The sequence below is a fragment of the Cysteiniphilum sp. GTC20157 genome, from assembly GCF_055396795.1.
The window spans coordinates 2,313,394-2,334,206 of sequence record NZ_AP044698.1 but is presented as its reverse complement, the minus strand read 5'-3'; the positions used below and the strand labels follow the sequence as shown (position 1 = coordinate 2,334,206).

Sequence of the window (20,813 nt, the reverse complement as noted above, 5' to 3'; positions counted from 1 at the left end):
CTGATGCAACTTATTCTTGATTCATTGCATACTTTTGTATGAGAGGCTTTATTGAATCTCACATTAGGCGTGCTACAATGCCAATACTTTATTTAAGAATGAATATCATTTTTAACATGAAAAATGTAGCAATCGTTTATTACAGTGGTTATGGGCATACTAAGAAGGTAGCAGATCATATTAGAATGGGTGTCAATGCATCAAAAGAAGTGCATGCGGTGCTTATTAGTGTTGATGAATTGCAAGATGTCGATGCGCTTAATGATTACGAAGCGATTATATTTGGCGCGCCAACGTATATGGGCTCGGTGCCATATCAATTTAAAAAGTTTATGGATGATGCATCAAAAGTCTGGTTAAAAAAAGGCTGGAAAGATAAGCTCGCTGCAGGCTTCACCAACTCAGGCTCTCTAAGTGGTGATAAGTTTAACGTGTTAATGCAGCTATGCACCTTTGCTTGTCAGCATGGTATGTTGTGGCTGTCATTGGGTATTGATAATACCTCAGGGCAAAATGAGCATCATGGAGGACATTTGGAAGCATTAAATCGGATGGGTGGATCTTTGGGGCTCATGACACAATCAGAAAACGATTCTCCTGAAGTAACCCCCCCTATTGGCGATAAAATAACAGCTGAATTATTTGGGCGACGTATCGCAGAATATGTGATCCTTTTGGCAAAAAGGTAATTGTAGTTCCTTTTTTCCCCACTCACTCCATGAGCCATCATAAACGCTGATGTTGTGATAACCAACAATCGTTGCAGCTGCTGCTAATATACAAGCAGTGACACCTGAGCCACACGTAAAAATAAGTGGTTGTTGTAAATCAGGTGCATGAGTAGCAAATATAGTTGTGAGTGCTTTTTTTGATTTAAAGCAACCTTGATCAAGGACGCTGACGTAGTGCATATTAATAGAGCGTGGGATATGACCTGAATTTAGGTTATCACGTGTCTCTGGTTCTCGTGCGCTAAAGCGTTCTGGTGATCGTGCATCAAAGACAATGGCGTAGTTGTTACTTAAATTATTCAATATGTGTTCTTTGCTACAAAAGTACTCATTGGTTAGCGTAGCTGCAAAATATGCTGTAGTGGCTGTAATATAGCTAGTTGTCGTTGGTAGATTATTATTGAGCCATTGCGGCAGACCACCATCTAGGATATAAATATTATGATGTCCCATTGCTTTAAACATCAACCAGCAGCGCGCACTCGAGTAAATGCCATTCTGGTCATAGACCACGATAATACTATCGTTATGGATGCCAAGTTTTGCTGCGGCAAGGGCAAAGTATTGAGCTTGGGGCAATGTGTGTGGCAAAGAATTATTTAAGTCGCTAAAGTGTTGCTTCAAATCAAAATAGCGACTCTGTGGAATAAATGAGGCACTATACTTTTTATCGGTGAGTGTCGCATCGAGTATGACGAGTTGCGGTAGATTTAAGTTGGCATAGAGCCACTTTGTGCTAACAAAAGTTGTTTCTTTAGGATGTAGCATGATTAAGTATCCAATCTAAAAATGACGCCATTGAGTTTGTCACCCACCCGTGCCATGAATAAAGGTCAGTGTTATTTGACTATTGTTATGTGGATAGTAATTACAGTTTATCTCATGGTGATCACGAAAAATTTTTTGAAGTGTCATAAGTTATCCTTAACTCAGAGAATACTGCAAAGTTTGGTTAAGGTAAAAATGATAAATCAATAATTATGGTAAATCTCTTTTGTTTTCGCCAATGTAAAGCTGACGTGGACGACCGATTTTCATCGCAGGGTCATTGTACATTTCTAGGTATTGAGAGATCCAGCCAGAAGTGCGAGCCAAGGCAAAAATGGGTGTGTACATATAGGTTGGGATGTCCAATGCTTTCAAGATGATTCCTGAGTAGAAATCAACATTTGGGAAGAGTTTTCGTTCAATAAAGTATGTGTCATTTAAAGCAATAGCTTCAAGTTTCTTGGCAATGTGCAGTAATGGGTTATTACTATCACCCATTTGATTAAGAATACTTTCACATGCTTTTTTCATAGCTGTTGCACGTGGGTCAGTGTTTTTGTATACGCGATGACCAAATCCCATTAATCTAAATGGATCTTCTTTATCTTTAGCGCGCTCAATAAACTTATCGATATTGCTTACATCACCAATTTGCTCAAGCATTTTAACGACGGCTTCATTAGCACCACCATGCGCGGGTCCCCAAAGAGCGGCAATGCCAGCAACAATAGCTGCATATGGATCAGTGCCCGTGGAGCCAGCAAGACGTACAGTTGAAGTAGAAGCGTTTTGCTCGTGATCCGCGTGCAATATGAAAATCGTATCCATGGCACGTGCGGCTAATGGATCTGGCTGATAATTTTCATTGTCGGCAAACATCATATATAAGAAATTTTCAGCATATGAAAAAGATTTCTTAGGCGCCATAAAAGGCAAGCCATTACGATGGCGATAAGTCATTGCAACTAATGTTGGAATACGTGCAATAATTTTTTCTGCCATTGCTATTTGTTGCTCAGGATCTTTCTTATTCATTGTTTTTTGATTTTCTGCAGACATAACGCTCACTGCTGCCATTAAGGCTGCCATCGGGTGCGTGTCTTGTGGAAATGCCTTGATTGTATGCGCAATATGTTCGCATGCAGGCATGTGATCTAAAATGCGTTGACTAAATGCATTAACCTCAGTAGAGCTTGGTAATTTGTCATTTAATAAGGCATAGCAAAGATTCAAGTAGTGCGATTTTTCAACCCATTGCTCAATAGGATAACCGCGATGCAGAAGTACACCTTGACCGCCGTTAATATAAGTGATTTTTGACCAGCACGCTGCGGTTGAAAGAAAGCCTGGGTCATAAGTGAATAAACCTTCTTTAACTAAAGAAGATACATCAACAGTTTGTTGACCTAAGACGGGGGTGTGAATTGGTAGCGTTAATGATAAATTTTTGTGTTGGATGTTTAAAACAGCAGTTTCAGACATGTTGATCTCCATGATTTGGCACATTTAAACAGCAAAAAACTCAGCTGTGACATAGGTCAACAACAGAGGTTTAGTGTTGTTTTGGTTTGTGCAGGTAAGTAAAAAATCTTGAGGCACATTTAAGCTTATATCCCCACAGTTGTCAAATAAAGACACCCAAAGAGTTGGCGTTGGGAGGTTTATTCTTTATCAGTGCTTGCTAGAAATGACGAAATTTTATCAGAGCTATAATGTTGATTTATATGCTTATTGTTTAGTGAATAGATTCGCATCAATATTATTGGCCGCAGCAATTACTTTTAAGCGGCGTAGTGCATCAACTTGAATTTGGCGCACGCGTTCACGCGTCAGTCCAATTTGTGTGCCTGTTTCCTCAAGGGTTTGGATGTCATAGCCACGCAGACCAAAGCGCATTGATAACACAGCACGTTGATTGTCACTTAATTCATCAAGCCACTGATCAATAAACTGTGCTGCCTTTTGATGTAAATGAATGTCCTCAGGATCACTGGTTTGTTCATCTGCAATTGTATCGAGCATGCTGCGATTAGAGTCATCATAAGCGTCATCCAGTGAATCCATCGGTACGGTTGACGTGAGAATTTTGCGAATGTCCTCAACAGGACGATCAATAAATTCAGCAATCTCCTCAGGGGAAGGTTCGTGATCAAGCAGTTTAGTCAGTTCCGTTGCTGCGCGCAGGTATACATTGAGCTCCTTTAGTATATGCACAGGAACACGGATTGTGCGTTGATGGTTTAAGAGTGCGCGTTCAATGTTTTGACGTATCCACCAAGTGGCATAGGTTGAGAAGCGCCAACCTAACTCAGGGTCAAATTTTTCAACAGCGCGAATTAAACCAAGATTACCTTCAGCAATCAAATCAAGAAAGCTTAAGCTGTTGCCGCGTGGTTTATAACGTTTAGCGATTTTTACAACAAGGCGTAAATTGCTTTCGATCATGATATTCTTTGCTTTTAAGTCACCTTTTTGCACTTTTTGAGCATAATAGAATTCCTCATCTTTTGTTAGTAATGGTCTAAAACCAATATCAACAAGGTACATTCGCGTGGCGTCATTGTCTACGTGTGAAAAGTCATGGGTATCAACCCCCGTATTATTAAACGCACTGTCATCGTCATCATGATCAATAGAATTGTCTGGTGCATAACTATTGTTCTCGACATCGTCATTGTCGTTATCTTCAGCATAGTCATTTGTGAGCGTGTTAATGACGTTATTTGCTTTGTCATCAAACTTATTTTGGTTATCTGGCTGTAACACGTCTATCTCCTTATTACCCTACCATAGAATGGTTAGAATTGTTGTGATCAAAAGGGCGGCATACTATGCATTTGTTTATTGTAGTTTCGCTGCATAACAACCCAATTTATACTCCTTTAACATTATCGCAATAACATCTCATATGCGAAAGAGCAAAATGATGAATCTGCTGTAGGCTATATGGTTAAATGTTATCAGATATTTTTATGTCCCTGTCGGCGATTATCGTAACCTTAATATAAGCAAGATGGCAAGTCTGATAGTTGATCTCTGCAAAAGTATTGTATTTTGCTGCCATGAATTGATTTATAAGTAGTCTCTCTTGTGTCTTTATTTGCTCTTTGATGTGTCACCAGTCAAGAGGTCTTAGTGAGTTATGCTAGATTATCACTCATAAGTTCGATATGATTGGGCAACCACTTATATGCTAGGGTAAGATCTTATATGCCTAGTTACTTTGAATGTTTTGAGCATTATGGAACGCGCGAATTACTTTACTTTTCTTAATAATAGATTATCTATTCAAAAGTTTTTAAGCATCTGCTTAATATTGCTTATTAGTTGTTCAATATTTATTTTGGGTGTTTTTAATTACTATCAAATGCGTCAACAAAATGAAGACCTATTTAAAATGCAAATGGTTAATAGTGCCAATGCGATTGATGCCTTATTGTCCGCTGCGATTACTGATAGTTCAAAACGCCAGTTAAGTGACCTACTAGAGTCTAACTCGTTAACAACACTGGAAAATATTGCAGGAAACTTAAAACCTAAAATCGCGCAGTTTGACAATGTATATAAGGATTCGTTTGCTTTCCAAGTTTATGACCGTCGCAGTGGCAGTTTGATCTTACATTCAACCGGCTCGCCGGATGTTTCTACTTTTCAAAAGACGGAGCTTGATAGTTTTCAAACCGTGAAGTTGAAAACAGCGCAAGGATCACAGCTGTGGAATATGTTTAGCATTAATAGTCGCTATCAACCCTATCGCATTGTGGTGTTGGTTAGTTCTGATTTTAAGCACCAAATGTTTTTAAATTTATTTCGCAGTGCTTTATGGGATTTGATCACATTATATATATTTCTATTGCTGTCTATATTTATTGTGGTGCAATTGGCATTGCGACCTTTGTCTGATATTCGCCGTGCAATCGCGGTAAAAGACCCGCGTAAGCTTGAGCCAATTGCTGTCAAAACAGCACCACCTGAAGTGATTCCGCTATTAAATCAATTAAATATTCTATTTCAAAAATTTAGTAAGGTATTAGAGCGTGAAAAGCGTTTTGCCGGAGATGCGGCACATGAGTTAAAAACCCCATTGGCTGCGTTAAAAACACAAGCCGAGGTTGCGCTTAACTTGGATGATATGGTTGAGATTAAAAAGCGCATTGCTAATATTATCAGTGGGGCGGATCGTTATTTTTATATTATTGATCAACTGCTTACACTAAGTCGCTTAGAGCCGCAGCAGGATTTGCCGGATAGAAAGAATGTAAACTTAAATAACATTGCTGAGAATCAGCTTGCAGAGTTAGCGCTATTGGCGCTGCAAAAAAATATTGAGTTGGAGTTTTTGCCAAGCAAATCCGCGGCAGTTGTTTATGTTAGTGAAACGCTGATAAATATATTATTTAGAAATCTTATTGATAATGCCATTCGCTACACCCCAGATGGCGGTAAAGTTGTCTTATATAGCTATGTGGCAAAATCAGAAGTGTTATTTGAAGTGGTTGATAATGGAATTGGGATTGCTGAGGATAAGCAAAAGCGAATTTTTGATCGTTTTTATCGTGAAGCAGGAACAGGGCAGGCAGGCAGTGGGCTTGGGCTTTCCATTGTTAAGGAGATTGTTAGGTTGCACGATGGGCAGATAGCAGCGCGTACCTCGGACGGAGGTCAAGGTTTGACAATAATGATACGCTTTCCAGAGAGTAAAGCGGTGGGAGTTAGTTAAGAGCATCTATTTAGCATTCTGATTGACACGGCTGTTATGAATATACATGGTGATTGAGTCAGAGAAGAAAGGGTCTCCTGTTTCAGTTTTGCCATAGAGGCTTATGTCGTTTTTGCCAGGAAAGGGTCTTGGTATATTCCATGTATTGTTTTGATAGACTGCGCTGCCCTCATGTTCATTCGCAATAACCATCACTTTGGCTTTGGCAGATAGTGATGGCAAGGTTTGAATGGGGATTAGCGGGTAAAAATTATGAATATGTGTGTTGTTGGCAGGGGATGTGATTTTGATATTAAGCGTGCTTTTTTGATTGTCGATATGTTCGGAAAGTTTTTCTTTGAGTTTATCTGTCATTACTTGTGGCAGATTAATCTCATCTTCGTCATCCTCATGGTCAGTTTTGGTGTTTGTTTTGGTAATAACGTTTACTGTTTGAGTGTTAACTGTTGTTGTTTTGGTGTTTTTACTTGGTGGTGTATTGGAAAAAACAGTGTTGCCATTTTTATCCTGCCAGTGATATATCTCAGCATTTGCTGTGAAGATGAAAAAAACTAAAATTAATAGCAAAAAATGCTGGCAAAATGATTTTGCTTTCGTATATACTTCCACGCGTCTTAACTGCTTAAGTTTTCAAAATCTGGTGCATGAAATTATAGGCAAAAAAATCGATGAAAAAAAGTTGATTTTTAAAAACTAAAGCCCTATGATTGTCGCCAGCACGCTGGAGGGGTTCCCGAGCGGCCAAAGGGATCAGACTGTAAATCTGACGGCTCAGCCTTCGCAGGTTCGAATCCTGCCCCCTCCACCACGATTTCCCAGTGCGGGCGTAGTTCAATGGTAGAACTTCGGCCTTCCAAGCCGATAGTGTGGGTTCGATTCCCATCGCCCGCTCCATATAAAGGGATTTAAAAAGTGTATTTAAAGAATTTTAAAGATTGAAGCTCGCATAGCTCAGTAGGTAGAGCACTCCCTTGGTAAGGGAGAGGTCACCAGTTCAAATCTGGTTGTGAGCACCATTTGGGTTTGTTAATAAAACTTTGGAGCAAATAATGGCTAAAGAAAAATTTGAACGTAATAAGCCGCACGTTAACGTTGGTACAATTGGTCACGTTGATCATGGTAAAACAACTTTAACAGCTGCGATCACTAAGGTGCTTTCAGAAGCATATGGTGGTGCTGCTCGTGCGTTCGATGAGATTGATAATGCGCCAGAAGAGAAGGCGCGTGGTATTACTATTTCAACTTCACATGTTGAATATGAAACACCAAATCGTCACTATGCACACGTAGACTGTCCAGGGCATGCTGATTATGTTAAAAACATGATTACTGGTGCAGCTCAAATGGATGGTGCGATTCTTGTATGTTCAGCTGCTGATGGTCCTATGCCGCAAACACGTGAACATATCCTTTTATCTCGTCAGGTGGGCGTTCCATATATTGTTGTTTTCTTGAACAAGTGTGACATGGTTGACGATGAAGAGTTGTTGGAATTGGTTGAAATGGAAGTTCGTGAACTTCTTGATCAGTACGAGTTCCCTGGTGATGATACGCCAATCATTAAAGGTTCAGCGACTGGTGCTTTAGCTGGTGAGCAAAAATGGGTTGATGCTATTCTTGAATTAGGTAAAACGCTTGATGAATACATCCCTGAGCCACAACGTGAAACTGACAAGCCTTTCTTGTTGCCAATTGAAGATGTGTTCTCAATTTCTGGTCGTGGTACGGTTGTTACTGGGCGTGTTGAGCGTGGTGTTATCAAAGTTGGTGAAGAAGTTGAAGTTGTTGGTATTAGAGATACTCAAAAGACTACAGTTACTGGTGTTGAAATGTTCCGTAAACTTCTAGATGAAGGTAAAGCGGGTGAAAACGTTGGTATTCTGATTCGTGGTTTGAAGCGTGATGATGTTGAGCGCGGTCAGGTTCTTTGTAAGCCGGGTTCAATTACGCCGCACACTAAGTTCGAAGCAGAAGTTTATGTGTTATCTAAAGAAGAAGGCGGTCGTCATACGCCGTTCTTTAAAGGCTATAGACCTCAATTCTACTTCCGTACAACGGATGTAACTGGTTCAGTTGAGTTGCCAGAAGGTGTTGAAATGGTCATGCCTGGTGACAACATTAAAATGGTTGTTACATTGATCAACTCTATCGCGATGGAAGACGGTTTACGCTTCGCAATTCGTGAAGGTGGTCGTACGGTTGGTGCTGGTGTTGTAGCTAAGATCCTTGCTTAATATTAGTGGTAACTCGATAAGTTTTGTAGGCCAGTAGTTCAATTGGTAGAGCAGCGGTCTCCAAAACCGCAAGTTGGGGGTTCGAGTCCCTCCTGGCCTGCCAAATAAATTGACTTGAACGGCGTGTTAATCTGTGTTAAGATTGCACGCCGTTTTTGTTTGTAGTGGGAAATGAGGCTTCTAGATGAAAGATTCAGTAACTAAAAAAGTGTGGACAACCACCACTAAAAAAGCTGATATGCGTCAGATAAGTAGCGCTAATAATAAGATGTTGTGGTTATTGATGGTGATCATCGCTGCAGTCATTGTTTTTTCGAGTATGTATTTCTCGCTTTTTACCGAATCATCTGCATTGATGGCGGTACTTATTATCGTTGGTGTTGTTGTTTTATTGGCAATTGGTAGACAAACAAATCAAGGTGCAAAAGGCTGGCAATTTGTTTTAGAGGCTAGGTTGGAGATGCGCAAAGTTGTATGGCCAACACGTCAAGAGACGATTAACTCAACACTGATTGTCTTGGCAATTGTTGCTGTGGCGTCGGTTATTATTTATTTTGTGGGTATGCTTTTTATGTACCTTATTCAAGCGATATTAAGTTAAGAGGTTGTTTATGTCTGCGGATGAGAAAGATGTGCCAAATGAGCATGTCGAAACAGAGGCTACTCAGCCAGATATGGAAGTAGAGAGTGGTGGTAAAAAGAGGTGGTATGTTATTCAAGCTTATTCAGGTTATGAGAAGCGGGTTAAATCTCAGATTGAAGAAAAAATAAAGTTAGAAGGCTTGGAGCATTTCTTTGGCAAGATTTTAGTGCCAACTGAAGAAGTCGTTGAGATGAAAGCAGGACAAAAGCGTAAAAGTGAGCGTAAATTCTTTCCGGGTTATGTTTTGATTCAGATGGAAATGGATGAAGCCGCTTGGCAGCTTGTGCGTCGCACGCCGCGCGTTAGTGGTTTTGTTGGTGGAACGAGTGAGCGTCCAATGCCGATTAGTAATGTTGAGGCTGAAAGAATTTTAGGTACATTAAAAACAGGTGCAGATAAAACAGCGCCAAAACCACGCACTACGTTTCAGGTTGGGCAAGTGGTTCGTGTATTGGATGGTCCGTTTGCTGACTTCACTGGTGTGGTTGAGGAAATTAACTATGAAAAATCGCGTGTGCATGTCGCGGTTTCAATTTTTGGGCGTTCTACACCTGTTGAGCTTGAGTTCTCACAGGTTGAGAAAGATGCTTAGGAGTTTATCGCTGTATTAAATCAGTGATATAAGGTGCTTAATACTAGGTGTTAAGTAAAAAATAATAGGGGAGCTATTTGTAAAATAGCGTTATACCCAAAGTAGGAGTAAATAATGGCAAAGAAAGTACAAGCTTATATTAAGCTTCAGGTAAAAGCAGGGCAAGCAAACCCTAGTCCTCCAATTGGTCCAGCATTGGGTCAGCATGGTGTGAATATCATGGAATTCTGTAAAGCATTTAATGCGCAGACGCAAAAAATGGAACAAGGTGCGCCGGTTCCTGTTGTGATTACTGTGTATAGCGACAGAAGTTTCACATTTACAATGAAAACACCACCAGCTTCGTTCTTGTTGAAGAAAGCTGCCAAGATCAAATCTGGTAGTTCAAACCCTTCTAAAGATGTTGCCGGCACGGTTAACCGTGAGCAGTTAGAAGAAATCGCTAAGACGAAAGAGCCTGATTTAACAGCGGCAGATTTAGATGCGGCAGTTAGAACAATCGCAGGTAGTGCGCGTAGCATGGGTCTTAAAGTTGAGGGGGTTGAGTAATGGCTAAGTTATCAAAAAGAATGAAAGCTTTGTCTGAAAAAGTAAATAAACTAGATGCTTATTCAGCAACTGATGCATTCAACCTTTTAAAAGAACTTTCAAAAGTTAAATTCAAAGAATCTATCGATGTTGCCGTAAACTTAGGCGTTGATCCGCGTAAATCTGATCAAGTTGTGCGTGGTGCCTCTGTATTGCCAAACGGTACAGGTAAAACGGTTCGCGTTGCTGTATTCACTCAAGGTGAGAATGCAACCAAGGCAACTGAAGCTGGTGCTGATATCGTCGGTATGGATGATTTAGCTGCTGAAGTAAAGAAAGGTAACATGGATTTTGATGTTGTGATTGCAACACCTGATGCAATGCGTGTCGTTGGTCAGCTAGGTCAAATCCTTGGTCCAAAGGGCTTAATGCCAAATCCTAAAGTAGGTACGGTAACAACTGATGTTGCTCAAGCGGTTACTAATGCAAAAGCAGGTCAGGTTCGTTTCCGTGTTGATAAAGCAGGTATTGTGCATACGACAATCGGTAAAGCCGATTTTGAGCCAGCGGCTTTACAACAAAACTTAGAAACACTTTTGGCAGATCTTAAAAAACTTAAGCCTGCAACAGCAAAAGGTGTTTATATTAAGAAGGTCACGGTATCTAGTACAATGGGTCCTGGGATTATGCTTGACATGAGTACAATCGAGGTTTAAGATAACGAGCCTTTTTTGTGTGCCTTGGTGCGGTTTTGTGCTAAGGACTTAAGCAAGTTTCTTTGGGTCGCTACTTAATGTCATGTTAAGTCAGTGATGTCAAAGACCGTAGGTGTGATCGCAAGATCGCTTAATTTCCTACGCAGACGGTGCGTGTGACCTTTGAAGAGAATAAAATTTTTTATTTGGTTTCAACATCGTATTAAATAATAACGTAGACAAAAACAAGAGGATTAGCTAATGGCGCTAAAGCTTGAAGATAAAAAAGCGATTGTGGCAGAAGTTGCCGAACAGGCATCCTTGGCATTGTCTGCAGCGGTAGCTGATTACCGCGGCTTGACTGTGAATCAAATGAGTGATTTACGCAAACAAGCTCGTGAATCAGGTGTATACTTGAAAGTTGTTCGCAATAACTTAGCAAGAATCGCATTTAAAGGAACTGAGTTTGAGTGCATGAATGATGCGCTTGTCGGTCCTTTAGTGTTGGCTTTCTCGAAAGAAGAGCCAGGTGCGGCAGCTAAGTTATTTAAAGGTTTTATGAAAGATCATAAAGCTTTTGAAGTGAAGAACTTAGCAATGGGCGGTGAGTTGTTTGGCGCGGATAAGCTAGAAGAAATGTCTAAGCTTCCAAGCAGAAACGACGCACTTGCGTTATTGTGCAATGTATTACTTGCACCTGTTACCAAGTTTGTGCGTACTGCTAACGAGATTCCAGCGCAAGCTGTTCGTGTATTCGCTGCTGTTGGTGATGCAAAATAAAACCACTTTTCGTTTTTGAAATTAAATTATTTAATAGGAGTATATAATGGCTATTACTAAAGAAGATATCCTAAATGCAGTTGCTGAAATGAGCGTTATGGATGTTTGTGAATTGGTTAAGATGATGGAAGAAAAATTCGGTGTTTCTGCACAAGCTGCTGTTGCAGTTGCAGCTCCTGCTGCAGGTGATGCTGCCGCTGCAGAAGAAAAAACTGAATTTGACGTTGTTTTAGTTGAAGCGGGTTCTAATAAAGTTGGCGCGATCAAAGCAGTTCGTGCAGCAACTGGTTTAGGTCTTAAAGAAGCAAAAGATGCTGTTGAAGGCGTGCCTTTCACAATCAAAGAAGCTGCTTCTAAAGATGATGCTGAAGCACTTAAAAAGCAGCTTGAAGAAGCTGGTGCTAAGGTTGAGCTTAAGTAATCAAACGATTATTTTAAGTTAAAAAGTAAAGGCTAACAGGTGTTTTATCTGTTGGCCTTTTCTGCTATCTAACAAATAGCATTTGTAGATGTGTCTGTAATTGCAGATAAATAAAGTTTTCCAAACTTTTGGCATGATTTAGTGGTTAAAACGAATGTAGTCAGAGGAAGTGCCTGATGTCGTACTCATACGCTGAGAAAAAAAGAATCCGTAAAGAATTTGGGAACCTTCCTAATATTCTAGATGTTCCATATTTGCTTGCTGTTCAAGTAAATTCATATAAAGAGTTTTTGCAACAAGATGTAAAAGCGCAAAGCCGTAAAAATAACGGTTTAGAAGCAGCTTTTAAATCGGTTTTCCCCATAGCAAGCGTTTCAGGGTATTCCGAGCTTCACTATGTAAGCTACCGTTTAGGTGAGCCTGTTTTTGATGAAAACGAATGTGGCATTAGAGGTGTAACCTATGCCGCACCTTTACGTGTTAAGCTGAGATTGGTGATATATGACAAAGAAGCACCAGTAGAAGATAAAGTGATTAAAGATGTCCGTGAGCAGGAAGTTTATATGGGTGAAATCCCATTAATGACTGATAACGGAACCTTTGTAATCAATGGTACAGAACGTGTGGTTGTATCGCAGTTGCACCGCTCGCCAGGTGTGTTCTTTGATCATGACAAAGGCAAAACCCATTCCTCAGGTAAAATATTACACTCAGCGCGCGTGATCCCATATCGTGGATCATGGCTAGATTTTGAATTTGACCCAAAAGACTTACTTTATGTGCGTATAGATAGACGTCGTAAATTACCATCTACTGTGTTGCTAAAAGCACTTGGTTACACTGAGGATGAGCTATTAAAGATTTTTTATGAACCGGTTGAATTCGCTGTCGAAGATGGCACATTAATGATGACTTTTGATCCGGATTCACTAAAGGGAACAACAGCCTCTTTTGATGTGGTTGATACAGATGGTAAAGTGCTAGTTGCTGAAGGCAAACGGATTACTGCCAGACATACAAAGCTTATGAAAGAGCAAGGCTTAAATCAAATTGATGTTCCTGTTTCTTATGTCGTTGGTAAAGTGTTATATTCACGTATCGTTGATGAAACGTCAGGTGAGGTATTGGCGCAGGCTAATGAAGAGATTACACCTGCATTATTGGAAAAATTATCTGATCGCGGTATTACAACATTCCAAACGCTTGATACTAATGACCTAGATCGTGGCTCCTATATTGCTGATACGTTGCGAAATGATGTATGTCGTGATCGTGATGAAGCATTAGTTGAAATTTATCGCATGATGCGTCCAGGTGAGCCACCAACAAAAGATTCAGCAGAGAATCTTTTCCAAGGTCTATTCTTTTCAGAAGATCGTTATGATCTATCGGCAGTCGGTCGCATGAAGTTTAACAACCGCTTGGGACGTAAATCAGACAAAGGGTCAGGTGTTCTAACTAAAGAAGATATTATTGATGTTGTCAAAACATTGATTGATATTCGTGATGGGCGCGGTGATGTTGATGATATTGATCACTTAGGAAATCGCCGCATCCGTGCGGTTGGTGAGATGACTGAAAACCAATTTAGAATCGGTTTGGTGCGAGTGGAGAGATCAGTGCGTGAGCGCTTATCAATGGTTGATCGTGAAAGTGCGATGCCGCAAGATCTTGTTAACGCTAAACCAATTACCGCTTCGATTAAAGAGTTCTTTGGTTCAGGTGCATTGTCACAGTTTATGGATCAAGATAACCCATTATCAGAAGTAACCCATAAGCGCCGTATTTCAGCGTTAGGACCAGGCGGTTTATCAAGAGATCGTGCCGGCTTTGAAGTGCGTGACGTTCATACGACACACTATGGTCGTTTATGTCCGATTGAAACACCAGAAGGTCCAAACATTGGTTTGATCAACTCTTTGGCATGTTATGCGCGCACGAATCACTATGGTTTCTTAGAAGCACCATATCGCAAGGTGATTGATGGCGTTGCCACTGATAAGATCGATTATTTATCAGCAATTGATGAGAGCAATTATGTGATCGCTCAAGCATCTGCTGCCATGGATAAAAAAGGTCGTCTAACCGATGAGTTAATTCAGTGTCGTTCAAAAGGTGAGGCAATTTTCACAACGGCTGATCAGGTCCAATATATGGATGTTTCAGCGAAACAAATGGTTTCAGTTGCGGCAGCCCTTATTCCATTTTTGGAGCATGATGACGCGAACCGTGCATTGATGGGTTCAAACATGCAACGTCAGGCGGTGCCAACACTTAGAGCTGAGAAGCCATTAGTGGGTACTGGGATGGAGCGTATTGTCGCGCGTGACTCAGGTACGTGTATTGTTGCTAAGCGCTCAGGTGTTGTTGACGCAGTTGATGGTGGTCGTATCGTCGTTTGCGCTAGTAATGACGAAATCAATGAAGGTGACTCTGTTGTTGATATTTATAACTTAACAAAGTTCCGTCGTTCAAACAAAAACACCTGTATTAACCAACGTCCAATTGTGCGTCCTGGAGATGTTGTTAAAAAAGGTGATGTGTTAGCAGATGGTTCATCGACTGATATGGCGGAGCTGGCTTTAGGTCAAAACCTTCTTGTGGCATTTATGCCGTGGAATGGGTTTAACTTTGAGGATTCAATTTTATTATCTGAGCGTATTGTTGAAGATGATCGCTATACTTCGATCCATATTGAAGAGCTCACCTGTATTGCACGTGATACTAAATTAGGCGCTGAAGAGATTACTTCAGATATTCCTAATGTCAGTGAACATGCACTAAATAAATTAGATGAAGCCGGTATTATTCATATTGGTGCCAATGTTGCACCTGGTGATGTATTGGTTGCTAAGATCACACCTAAGGCCGAGCAGCAGTTAACACCTGAAGAAAAGCTACTACGTGCTATCTTCGGTGAGAAAGCTTCCGATGTTAAAGACAGTTCATTAAGAATGCCAACTGGTATGTATGGTACAGTCATTAACGTTCAAGTGTTTACGCGTGATGGTTTAGAAAAAGATCAACGTTCTGTTGAAATTGAAAAAGCAGAATTGGCACGTATTCGTAAAGACTTACGTGATGAGTATCGTATTGTTGAAGGTGCTGTGCGTTCTTATTTATTGCAAGAGCTAACTGGCAAGAAGGCACTAGCGGGTCCTGGTGGCTTAAAACGTGGACAAGAGATAACTAAAGAGTATTTAAAGAATCTTGAGCTTGTCCAGTGGCTTGATATTCGTGCGGAAGATGAAACAACGATGGAAGCAATTACACGTTGTAAAGCACAGATTGAACAAGCGCGCAAAGACTTTGAGACAAAGTTTGAAGCAAAACGCAAAAAACTTGTCCAAGGTGATGATTTGTCTCCAGGCGTTCTTAAGATAGTTAAGGTATTTGTTGCCGTTAAACGTCGTATTCAGCCAGGTGATAAAATGGCAGGTCGTCATGGTAATAAGGGTGTTGTATCACGCATATTACCAATTGAAGATATGCCTTATCTTGAAGATGGCACACCTATGGACATTGTCTTGAATCCACTAGGGGTTCCGTCACGTATGAACATCGGTCAGGTACTTGAGACGCATATGGGTATGGCAGCAAGAGCATTAGGGCATAAAGTCTCAGATGCACTTGAAGCAAGTCAAAAAGCACAAGATATTCGTAAGACTTTAGAAGAAGTCTATAACACGATAGGTAATAAAAAAGTTGATTTAAGTCAGCTTGATGATGATCAAGTGATTGAAATGGCTTATAACCTAAGATCAGGTGTGCCAATTGCAACACCAGTATTTGATGGCGCGAAAGAAAAAGACATCAAAGACCTTCTAAAACTTTGTGGCTTAAATGAAAGTGGTCAAGCGCAGCTTTATGATGGGCGTACTGGCTTACCATTTGATCGCCATGTGACCGTTGGTTATATGTACATGTTAAAGCTAGACCATTTGGTTGATGATAAGATGCATGCGCGTTCAACAGGTTCTTATAGTTTGGTTACGCAACAGCCACTGGGTGGTAAAGCACAGTTTGGTGGTCAGCGTTTTGGTGAGATGGAGGTGTGGGCACTACAAGCTTATGGTGCTGCTTATACACTTCGTGAAATGTTGACGGTTAAATCGGATGATGTAAACGGTCGTACCAGAATGTACAAAAATATTGTTGATGGTAATTTCAAGATGGACGCAAGTCTACCTGAATCTTTCAACGTATTAATGAAAGAAGTACGTGCATTAGGTATTGATATTGACCTTGAGTCTGATTTAGAAAACTAAACACACTTTAGTTGTCGTAATGAAACAGCTATGGGCATAGCCTGTAGCATTTTGATTTTAAACTTTGCAAAAATAGGAGTAGAGCCTTGAAAAACTTACTAGGCGGTATGAAACAGCAAGGTAAAGATTTAGAGTTTGACCGTATTCGTGTCGGTCTTGCGTCACCTGAAATGATTCACTCATGGTCATATGGTGAAGTGAAAAAGCCAGAAACCATTAACTATCGTACATTTAAACCTGAAAGAGATGGTTTATTCTGTGCCAAAATTTTTGGCCCAATCAAAGACTACGAATGTTTGTGTGGTAAATACAAGCGTTTAAAACATCGTGGTATTATTTGCGAGAAGTGTGGTGTTGAAGTTACACAAGCGCGTGTTCGTCGTGAGCGTATGGGACATATTGATTTGGCTTGTCCTGTAGCACATATTTGGTATTTGAAATCACTGCCATCGCGTATTGGTTTGTTGCTAGACATGACATTACGCGATATCGAGCGTATTTTATATTTTGAAGCATATGCAGTGACTGATCCTGGGATGACACCTTTTGAAAAAGGACAGTTACTCAATGAAGAAACCTATCTTGACGCATTAGAAGAGTATGGTGATGAATTTGAAGCACAAATGGGTGCGGAAGCAATTCAAAAGTTGTTGATTGACACCGATCTTAATCATGAGATTGAAACGATTCGTGAAGAAATCCCAACAACCAATTCAGAAACTAAGCTTAAGAAATTAACAAAGCGTTTGAAGTTATTAGAATCATTCCGTGAATCAGGTAATAAACCTGAATGGATGATTATGACAGTTTTGCCGGTGTTGCCACCGGATTTGCGTCCGTTAGTACCTCTGGATGGAGGGCGTTTTGCAACCTCTGATTTGAATGATTTATATCGCCGTGTTATTAACCGTAACAATCGTTTAAAGCGTCTTTTAGAGCTTAATGCGCCTGATATTATCGTGCGTAATGAAAAGCGTATGCTACAGGAATCAGTTGATGCATTATTAGACAACGGTCGTCGCGGACGTGCGGTAACTGGTTCAAATAAACGTGCCTTAAAATCATTAGCAGATATGATTAAAGGTAAGCAAGGTCGTTTCCGCCAAAACCTTTTAGGTAAGCGTGTTGACTATTCTGGTCGTTCAGTCATTACCGTTGGTCCTACATTGCGCTTACATCAATGCGGTTTGCCAAAGAAGATGGCATTAGAGCTATTTAAGCCATTTATTTACTCAAAGCTTGAACATTATGAGCATGCGACAACGATTAAAGCAGCCAAGAAGATGGTTGAGCGTGAAGAAGCGGTTGTTTGGGATATCTTAGAAGAGGTGATCCGCGAGCATCCTGTGCTTCTTAACCGTGCACCAACGTTGCATAGATTGGGTATTCAAGCATTTGAGCCAACTTTGATTGAAGGTAAAGCGATACAGTTGCATCCATTGGTCTGTACGGCATTTAACGCTGACTTTGACGGGGATCAGATGGCAGTTCACGTGCCATTGACGATTGAAGCACAGCTTGAAGCGCGCGTGTTGATGATGTCAACCAATAACATCTTATCTCCAGCAAGTGGTTCCCCTGTAATTGCGCCAACGCAGGATATTGTCCTAGGTCTTTATTATGTGACGCGTGAAAAGATTAATTCTAAAGGGGAAGGCAAATTATTTGCTGACCTATTACACGTTCAGCGTGCTTATGATGCCGGTGTTGTTGATGTTCATGCAAAGATTAAAGTACGTTTGGATCACAAGGTTCTGCTTGAATCTGGCGAATATATTGATGAGAAGGGTATTGTTGAAACAACGGTTGGACGTGCTTTATTATCAAGCATTCTACCGGAAGGATTACCGTTTTCATTGATTAACCAACCATTGACTAAAAAGGCAGTGGGTAAGATTATTGATCAATGCTATCGTCGTTTAGGCACAAAAGCCACGGTGATTTTTGCTGACCAATTAATGTATGCCGGTTATAAATATTCAACGAAATCGGGTATTTCAATCGGTATCAACGATATGATTATTCCTGATGCTAAAGTAGGTATTTTGGCTGAAGCTGAAGGTCAAGTTAAAGAAATTTCTGAGCAGTATGCAAGTGGTTTAGTTACTGCTGGTGAGCGTTATAACAAGGTAATTGACATTTGGTCACGTGCCAATGAGAAAGTTGCCAAATCAATGATGGAAGTGATTTCGAAAGAAAAAGTTGCTGATAAAACGGGTACTGAAATTGAGCAAGAGTCATTTAACTCAGTATACATGATGGCAGATTCAGGCGCGCGGGGTTCTGCAGCACAGATCAGGCAGCTTGCAGGTATGCGTGGTTTGATGGCAAAACCGGATGGCTCGATTATTGAAACACCTATTACGGCAAACTTCCGTGAAGGTCTATCGGTTTTACAATACTTTACCTCAACGCATGGTGCACGTAAGGGTCTTGCTGATACGGCATTAAAAACAGCTAACTCAGGTTACTTAACACGTCGTCTTGTTGATGTGGCACAAGACTTGGTCATTATTGAAGATGATTGTGGTACACAAAAAGGCGTAACGGTTTCTGCCTTGATTGAAGGTGGGGACGTGGTTGTACCTTTGGGCGAGCGTCTACTAGGTCGTGTCAATGCCGAAGATATTTATAAGCCAGGTGAAGATGAGATCTTAGTTGAAGCAGGTACATTGCTTGATGAGAAAGTCGTTGAATTGATTGAGAAAAATGGTGTTGACCAAGTTATCATTCGTTCATCGATCACCTGTGAAACGCGTCGTGGTTTATGTGCTAAATGTTACGGACGAGATCTTGCGCGCGGACATTTGGTTAATATGGGTGAATCAGTTGGTGTTGTCGCAGCACAGTCCATTGGTGAACCGGGCACACAGTTAACGATGCGTACATTCCATATTGGAGGGGCGGCATCACAGGATACCGCTGAAAACAACGTTCAGATCAAAAATGGTGGACGTATTAAGTTTAATAATATTAAAACTGTTAAAAACCGCGAAGGTAATCACGTAGTCGTTTCGCGTTCAGGTGAAATTAGTATTATTGATAAGTTTGGGCGTGAGCGCGAGAAGTACAAAGTACCATACGGTGCTGAATTACCAGTAAATGATAATGCACAAGTTAAAGCAGGTGCAGTTGTCGCGACCTGGGATCCGCATACACATCCAGTAGTTGCTGAGGTTGCTGGACACATAAACTTCACTGACTTTATTGATGGTGTAACGATGAAGCACCAAGCCGATGAAATGACAGGACTTTCAAGTGTTGTTATTACCTCTGACTCGCAAAAAAGTGGTAATAGAGACATCAAACCATTGGTGCGCTTGATTGATGAAGTCGGTGAAGAGTTATGCTTCCCGAATACCAATATTCCAGCAAGCTACTTTATGCCAGTGGGCGCGATTTTGAATATCGAAAATGGCACGAAGATCGAAGTCGGTGATGTTATCGCGCGTATTCCGCAAGAAGGTTCTAAAAACAAGGATATTACTGGTGGTCTACCACGCGTGGCAGACTTGTTTGAGGCGCGCCGTCCTAAGGATGCTGCAATTATGGCAGAGGCTTCAGGTATTGTTAGCTTCGGTAAAGAGACAAAAGGCAAGCGTCGCTTGATTATCTCGCCAGAAGATATGGATCCGATTGAAATTATGATTCCTAAATGGCGTCATATTAACGTATTTGAAGGTGAGCATGTTTCTAAGGGTGAAATCATTTCTGATGGACCATTAGATCCACATGAAATTTTACGTTTGAAAGGTGTGCATGAGCTTGCAGATTATATTATTAATGAAATCCAAGAGGTTTATCGCTTACAAGGTGTGGGTATTAACGATAAGCATATCGAGACGGTTATTCGTCAGATGTTACGCAAGGTCAATATCTTAGCTGCAGGTGATAGTAAATTTGTTGATGGCGAGCCAGTTGAGTTGGTTCAAGTCTTGGAAGAGAATGAAAAACTACGTGCTGAAGGCAAGCTAGAGGCAATTTATGAACACATTTTATTGGGTATCACTAAAGCGTCATTGTCTACAGAGTCGTTCCTGTCAGCTGCGTCTTTCCAAGAAACAACTCGCGTTCTAACGGAAGCATCGGTTGGTGGGCAAGAAGACCAATTGCGTGGCTTGAAAGAAAACGTATTGATTGGACGTTTGATTCCATCAGGTACGGGGCTTGCACATCACCAAGAGCGTAAGCGTAAGCACTTACAAGAGCAAGAAGCATTAGAAACAGGTCCATCAATGGATGAGCTTGAAATGGCGCTAAGTGCAGCATTAAATGCAGATGCTGAAGAAAATAGCGTTGACCTTGAAGATCTATTTGTTATCGGTGACGATGATCTAGATGAAAACAAAAGACAAGATGATGATGAGGACTATGATGAGTAGTTATTAATTTTCTAAAGTCGAATATAATTTAAAGCCTTGTTGGAATTATTC

15 protein-coding genes and 4 tRNA genes are annotated in these 20,813 nt (G+C 40.7%); 15 read left to right on the top strand and 4 right to left on the bottom strand.

The genetic code is table 11. From position 1 onward, the window contains the following. Positions 1-116: 116 nt before the first annotated feature. Positions 117-689, top strand: coding sequence for a flavodoxin family protein (locus ACZ5V8_RS10515; protein ID WP_440616691.1), 573 nt, complete (start codon positions 117-119; stop codon positions 687-689). On the opposite strand, the gene ACZ5V8_RS10510 is transcribed toward ACZ5V8_RS10515, so the two are convergent. From ACZ5V8_RS10510 to rpoS, 3 genes are all read right to left on the bottom strand, one after another. Continuing rightward, entirely contained in the window at positions 639-1,499 is an 861-nt protein-coding gene (locus ACZ5V8_RS10510; RefSeq protein WP_464217730.1) for a sulfurtransferase, read from the bottom strand. The two genes, ACZ5V8_RS10515 and ACZ5V8_RS10510, sit on opposite strands and share 51 nt — an antisense overlap. Positions 1,500-1,709: 210 nt before the next feature. After that, positions 1,710-2,981, bottom strand: a complete 1,272-nt coding sequence (locus tag ACZ5V8_RS10505; RefSeq protein ID WP_440616687.1) for a citrate synthase — start codon at positions 2,979-2,981, stop codon at positions 1,710-1,712. 246 nt (positions 2,982-3,227) lie between these two features. Next, positions 3,228-4,265: an RNA polymerase sigma factor RpoS gene (rpoS, locus tag ACZ5V8_RS10500; protein ID WP_440616685.1), complete on the bottom strand. Its 1,038-nt coding sequence runs from the start codon at positions 4,263-4,265 to the stop codon at positions 3,228-3,230. Between the two features lie 550 nt (positions 4,266-4,815). Between rpoS and ACZ5V8_RS10495 the strand changes: the two genes are divergently transcribed. Next, complete coding sequence (locus ACZ5V8_RS10495; RefSeq protein WP_440616683.1) at positions 4,816-6,219, top strand: ATP-binding protein; 1,404 nt, start codon at positions 4,816-4,818, stop codon at positions 6,217-6,219. 6 nt (positions 6,220-6,225) lie between these two features. Here ACZ5V8_RS10495 and ACZ5V8_RS10490 read toward each other — a convergent pair whose 3' ends face one another. Beyond that, positions 6,226-6,828, bottom strand: a complete 603-nt coding sequence (locus ACZ5V8_RS10490; protein WP_464217729.1) for a DUF4124 domain-containing protein — start codon at positions 6,826-6,828, stop codon at positions 6,226-6,228. A gap of 114 nt (positions 6,829-6,942) precedes the next feature. Between ACZ5V8_RS10490 and ACZ5V8_RS10485 the strand changes: the two genes are divergently transcribed. The 13 genes from ACZ5V8_RS10485 (at position 6,943) to rpoC (ending at position 20,762) form a co-directional block, all read left to right on the top strand. Then, positions 6,943-7,027 (top strand) — tRNA-Tyr (locus ACZ5V8_RS10485). 12 nt (positions 7,028-7,039) lie between these two features. Continuing rightward, positions 7,040-7,113: transfer RNA gene (locus ACZ5V8_RS10480), tRNA-Gly, on the top strand. Positions 7,114-7,159: 46 nt separating this feature from the next. Continuing rightward, positions 7,160-7,235: transfer RNA gene (locus ACZ5V8_RS10475), tRNA-Thr, on the top strand. A gap of 33 nt (positions 7,236-7,268) precedes the next feature. Continuing rightward, the gene (tuf, locus tag ACZ5V8_RS10470; protein WP_440616680.1) at positions 7,269-8,453 is read left to right on the top strand and encodes an elongation factor Tu; all 1,185 of its coding nucleotides are present in this window, start codon (positions 7,269-7,271) and stop codon (positions 8,451-8,453) included. Positions 8,454-8,480: 27 nt separating this feature from the next. Continuing rightward, positions 8,481-8,556, top strand: a tRNA-Trp gene (locus ACZ5V8_RS10465). An 81-nt stretch (positions 8,557-8,637) separates the two neighbouring features. Next, positions 8,638-9,054, top strand: a complete 417-nt coding sequence (secE, locus tag ACZ5V8_RS10460) for a preprotein translocase subunit SecE (protein WP_464217728.1) — start codon at positions 8,638-8,640, stop codon at positions 9,052-9,054. A 73-nt stretch (positions 9,055-9,127) separates the two neighbouring features. Then, positions 9,128-9,688, top strand: coding sequence for a transcription termination/antitermination protein NusG (nusG, locus tag ACZ5V8_RS10455; protein WP_192484797.1), 561 nt, complete (start codon positions 9,128-9,130; stop codon positions 9,686-9,688). Positions 9,689-9,802: 114 nt separating this feature from the next. After that, complete coding sequence (rplK, locus tag ACZ5V8_RS10450; protein WP_119329028.1) at positions 9,803-10,237, top strand: 50S ribosomal protein L11; 435 nt, start codon at positions 9,803-9,805, stop codon at positions 10,235-10,237. Then, a complete protein-coding gene (gene rplA / locus ACZ5V8_RS10445; protein WP_464217727.1) occupies positions 10,237-10,932 on the top strand; it encodes a 50S ribosomal protein L1 in 696 nt (231 codons plus the stop codon). The genes rplK and rplA overlap by 1 nt, the downstream gene beginning before the upstream one ends. Positions 10,933-11,172: 240 nt before the next feature. Then, positions 11,173-11,691 carry a 50S ribosomal protein L10 gene (gene rplJ / locus ACZ5V8_RS10440; RefSeq protein WP_192484788.1) on the top strand — a complete coding sequence of 173 codons (519 nt, stop codon included), beginning with the start codon at positions 11,173-11,175 and terminating at the stop codon, positions 11,689-11,691. 46 nt (positions 11,692-11,737) lie between these two features. After that, a complete protein-coding gene (gene rplL, locus ACZ5V8_RS10435) occupies positions 11,738-12,112 on the top strand; it encodes a 50S ribosomal protein L7/L12 (protein WP_440616676.1) in 375 nt (124 codons plus the stop codon). 176 nt (positions 12,113-12,288) lie between these two features. Further along, positions 12,289-16,380 carry a DNA-directed RNA polymerase subunit beta gene (rpoB, locus tag ACZ5V8_RS10430; RefSeq protein ID WP_464217726.1) on the top strand — a complete coding sequence of 1,364 codons (4,092 nt, stop codon included), beginning with the start codon at positions 12,289-12,291 and terminating at the stop codon, positions 16,378-16,380. 107 nt (positions 16,381-16,487) lie between these two features. Next, positions 16,488-20,762, top strand: coding sequence for a DNA-directed RNA polymerase subunit beta' (gene rpoC, locus ACZ5V8_RS10425; RefSeq protein ID WP_464218736.1), 4,275 nt, complete (start codon positions 16,488-16,490; stop codon positions 20,760-20,762). The last annotated feature ends 51 nt before the right edge of the window (positions 20,763-20,813 follow it).

Coding starts and splice junctions, on each gene's coding strand:
- ACZ5V8_RS10515 (WP_440616691.1), top strand. CDS start 117: ATGAAAAATGTAGCAATCGTTTATTACAGTGGTTATGGGCATACTAAG.
- ACZ5V8_RS10510 (WP_464217730.1), bottom strand. CDS start 1,499: ATGCTACATCCTAAAGAAACAACTTTTGTTAGCACAAAGTGGCTCTAT.
- ACZ5V8_RS10505 (WP_440616687.1), bottom strand. CDS start 2,981: ATGTCTGAAACTGCTGTTTTAAACATCCAACACAAAAATTTATCATTA.
- tuf (WP_440616680.1), top strand. CDS start 7,269: ATGGCTAAAGAAAAATTTGAACGTAATAAGCCGCACGTTAACGTTGGT.
- secE (WP_464217728.1), top strand. CDS start 8,638: ATGAAAGATTCAGTAACTAAAAAAGTGTGGACAACCACCACTAAAAAA.
- nusG (WP_192484797.1), top strand. CDS start 9,128: ATGGAAGTAGAGAGTGGTGGTAAAAAGAGGTGGTATGTTATTCAAGCT.
- rplK (WP_119329028.1), top strand. CDS start 9,803: ATGGCAAAGAAAGTACAAGCTTATATTAAGCTTCAGGTAAAAGCAGGG.
- rplA (WP_464217727.1), top strand. CDS start 10,237: ATGGCTAAGTTATCAAAAAGAATGAAAGCTTTGTCTGAAAAAGTAAAT.
- rplJ (WP_192484788.1), top strand. CDS start 11,173: ATGGCGCTAAAGCTTGAAGATAAAAAAGCGATTGTGGCAGAAGTTGCC.
- rplL (WP_440616676.1), top strand. CDS start 11,738: ATGGCTATTACTAAAGAAGATATCCTAAATGCAGTTGCTGAAATGAGC.
- rpoB (WP_464217726.1), top strand. CDS start 12,289: ATGTCGTACTCATACGCTGAGAAAAAAAGAATCCGTAAAGAATTTGGG.
- rpoC (WP_464218736.1), top strand. CDS start 16,488: ATGAAACAGCAAGGTAAAGATTTAGAGTTTGACCGTATTCGTGTCGGT.